This is a genomic window from Mesorhizobium sp. M7A.F.Ca.US.006.04.2.1 (genome assembly GCF_004022915.1).
Classification (GTDB): domain Bacteria; phylum Pseudomonadota; class Alphaproteobacteria; order Rhizobiales; family Rhizobiaceae; genus Mesorhizobium; species Mesorhizobium ciceri.
The window spans coordinates 1-3,143 of record NZ_RZQA01000753.1 but is presented as its reverse complement, the minus strand read 5'-3'; the positions used below and the strand labels follow the sequence as shown (position 1 = coordinate 3,143).

Sequence of the window (3,143 nt, the reverse complement as noted above, 5' to 3'; positions counted from 1 at the left end):
GCGGCACCTATGGCGGCAGCCCGATCGGCGTCGCCGCGGCGCATGCCGTGCTCGACGTCATCGAGCAGGAAGATCTCGTTGCCAACGCGCGTGACGTCGGCGCCTATGCACTCAACCTGCTGCGCCCGCTCGCCGATCGCCATGAATGTATCGGCGAGGTCAGGGGCGCTGGCCTGTTCTTCGGCGCCGAACTGGTTCACGACCGCAAGACGCGCGAACCGGCGCCCGACATTGCCGAGCAGGTCGCCAACCGGATGCGCCAGCGCGGCGTGCTGATGGGCAAGACCGGCATCCACGGCAATGTGTTGAAGATCCGCCCGCCAATGCCGTTCTCCCGCGACAATGCCGACTTCCTGATCGGCGTCCTCGACGAAGTGCTTGGCGAAGTCCGCGGAGTGAAGGCGTGAGCGCAGTCTCCGCGCAATCCGAACCCGAGACGGCAGCCGACGTCACGGCGCTGGCCAGGCGCGCGCTCGCCCATTGGGGCATTGATGAGGGTGAGCCGGAGCTGCTGAAATTCCGCGAGAACGCGGTCTTCCGGATCCGTCTGCCCGATGGCCAGCCGGCCGCCATGCGCATTCACCGGTTTGGCTATCACACGGACGCCGCCCTGCGCTCGGAACTGCAATGGATGGGTTTTCTGCAATCGGCCGGCATCGCCACGCCATCTGCGGTCGCCACGCCGGCTGGCGATCTGTTCGTGCTTGTCAGCGCGAACGCCTCAATGCAACCCCGGCAAGTCGATTGCCTGAGCTGGCTGGAAGGCCGCGCCGTCGGCGCGCGAGGCGTGCCGCTGGATTTTACGCCCGAGCAGGCAAGACAGATCTTTACCGAGATCGGGCGAACCATCGCCCACATGCACAATGTCACAGCAGCCTGGACGCCTCCGTCCGGCTTTGCCCGCCATGCCTGGGATTTCGACGGCTTCTTCGGCGCGAACCCGAATTGGGGGCGTTTCGAGACCTCGCCCTTCCTCGACGGTCCTCGCCGGGAGCTGGTTTTGCGGGCGCGCGAAAAGGCCGTGCGCGCGCTATTGACGTATGAACGCAGTGCCCGCAATTTCGGCATCATCCACGCCGACCTGGTGCGCGAGAATGTGCTCGTCCATGATGGTGCGATCCGCATCATCGACTTCGACGATTGCGGCCATGGCTGGCACATGTACGACCTTGCCGTCGCGCTTTACCAGAACCGCGATGAGGCGATCTATCCGCTGATCGAGGCCGCTTTGCTCAAGGGCTATCGGCAGGAGCGCGAACTGACGGCGCGCGACATCGCCGCGCTGCCGCTGTTTTCTGCCTTGCGGGCCTTCGCCTTCCTCGGCTGGGTGCAGAGCCGCGTCGAAGGCGACATCACCAGGGAGGTCGGCCTGCGCATGTCGGCCATCGCAGCCGATGTGGTGATTGCCTATCTGCATGGCGAATAGGGCCGATTGATAAGAACTGGCGGAACCGTCAGCCCTTCGCGAAATGGATGCTGACCGTGCCCGAACTGCCGAAATCGGCGACGATCGTGTCGCCGGGTCGCGCCTCGACCGGACGCACGAACGACCCGGAGAGAACGACCTCGCCGGCAGCGATCGACATGCCGTAGCGGGCGAGCCTGTCGGCCAGCCAGGCAATGCCCATCGCCGGATGGTTGAGCACGCCGGCGCCAAGCCCGGTCTCCTCGACCTCGGCATTGCGCGAGACGATGGCGCCGATCCAGCGCATGTCGGCTTCATCAGGCCGCTGCGGCCGGCCGCCGATGACGATGCCGGCATTGGCGGCATTGTCCGAAATCGTGTCGAAGAAGGTACGCGCCTTCTTGGTCTCGGCATTGACGCGCTCGATGCGCGTATCGAGGATTTCGAGCGCCGGCGTGATGTAGTCGGTGGCGTTGAACACGTCGAAGATCGTCACGCCGGGGCCTTTCAGCGGCGCCTTCATAATGAAGGCGATCTCGGCCTCGACGCGCGGCTGGATAAAGCGGCCGGCGGGAATGGTCGCGCCATCGTCGAAGAACATGTCGTCGAACAGCACGCCCGAATCCGGCGTGTCGATGGCGAGCGCATATTGCATCGCCTTGGAGGTGAGGCCGATCTTCCAGCCCTTCGGCTTCAGCCCGGCATCGATCTTGCGCGTCACCAGCGCTGCCTGCACGCGATAGGCATCCTCCATCGTCGCCTCGGGAAAATCGAGGCTGAGCAGCCGGATCTGGCGGCGTGAGCGCTCGGCCTCGAACAGCCGTGCCGCGGCGTCTTCCACTTGCTCCGGGGTCATGCTGCTTCCTCGTCGACGACGCTGTTTTGAAGCATGCCAATGCCATCGGCCTCCACCTCGATCACATCGCCCGGCTTCAGCCAGATCGGCGGCTCGAAGCGGGCGCCGGCGCCCGTCGGCGTGCCGGTGACGATGATGTCGCCCGGCACCAGCGTGGTGAAGGTCGAGACATAGGCGATAATCTTGCGAAACGAGAAGATCATCCGGCTGGTGCGGTCCTGCTGGCGGATTTCGCCATTGACGCGGGCGGTCAGCGCGATGTCGGCGATCTGCTCCGCGTCGGTGAACGGCACCAGCCAAGGGCCGATCGAGCCGCTGCGGTCGAAATTCTTGCCTTGCGTGACGTTGAACTTGGCATGCCGCACCCAATCGCGGATGGTACCTTCATTGCACAGCGACAGTGCCGCAATATGGCTGAGCGCGTTGGCCTCGGCGATGCGCCGGCCCGCCTTGCCGATGACGATGACGATTTCACCCTCATAATCGAGCTGCGGGGATTCCGGCGGCCGCACCAGCGGCGCGCCATGGCCGACGAAGGAGCGGGGAAAACGGACGAACAGCGACGGATTCGAGGGTGCTGCCTGGCCGTCCTTGTACTCCTCGTTGCGGTCGGGGTAGTTGACGCCGACGCAGATGATCTTTTCCGGCGAAGGGATCGGAATTTCGTAGGCAATGGCGTCGAGCGGGAAATCGACTGGGAAGGCCTCTGCCTCTTCCGCCAGCCGCCGCAAGGCGCCGGCCTCGATCACCTCCCGCAGCGTCGGCCACTGGCCGTGGCGCGCCGACAGGTCGACGACACCCTTGCTGGTGACCGCGCCATAGCGCGCCTTGCCGCCGACGGTGAAGGTGGCGAGCCGTGCGTGGTTCATGCTGCGGCTCCGG

General features: G+C 65.3%; 4 protein-coding genes. 2 read left to right on the top strand and 2 right to left on the bottom strand.

Annotated features, from left to right (window positions below):
- A partial coding sequence (locus tag EN925_RS29405; RefSeq protein WP_128337119.1) for an aminotransferase class III-fold pyridoxal phosphate-dependent enzyme occupies window positions 1-407 on the top strand: 407 nt, incomplete at its 5' end.
- Window positions 404-1,426 (top strand): phosphotransferase, encoded by a 1,023-nt coding sequence (locus EN925_RS29400; protein ID WP_127370162.1) that lies wholly within the window; start codon window positions 404-406, stop codon window positions 1,424-1,426. The genes EN925_RS29405 and EN925_RS29400, both read left to right, overlap by 4 nt.
- 28 nt (window positions 1,427-1,454) lie before the next feature.
- Here the strand turns inward: EN925_RS29400 and hpaH are convergent, their stop codons facing one another.
- Both hpaH and EN925_RS29390 read right to left on the bottom strand, forming a co-directional pair.
- On the bottom strand, window positions 1,455-2,261 hold the full coding sequence (gene hpaH / locus EN925_RS29395; RefSeq protein WP_127370161.1) for a 2-oxo-hept-4-ene-1,7-dioate hydratase: 807 nt from the start codon (window positions 2,259-2,261) through the stop codon (window positions 1,455-1,457).
- Window positions 2,258-3,130, bottom strand: coding sequence for a fumarylacetoacetate hydrolase family protein (locus EN925_RS29390; protein ID WP_127384723.1), 873 nt, complete (start codon window positions 3,128-3,130; stop codon window positions 2,258-2,260). Before EN925_RS29390 ends, hpaH begins: the two co-directional genes overlap by 4 nt.
- Window positions 3,131-3,143 lie beyond the last annotated feature (13 nt).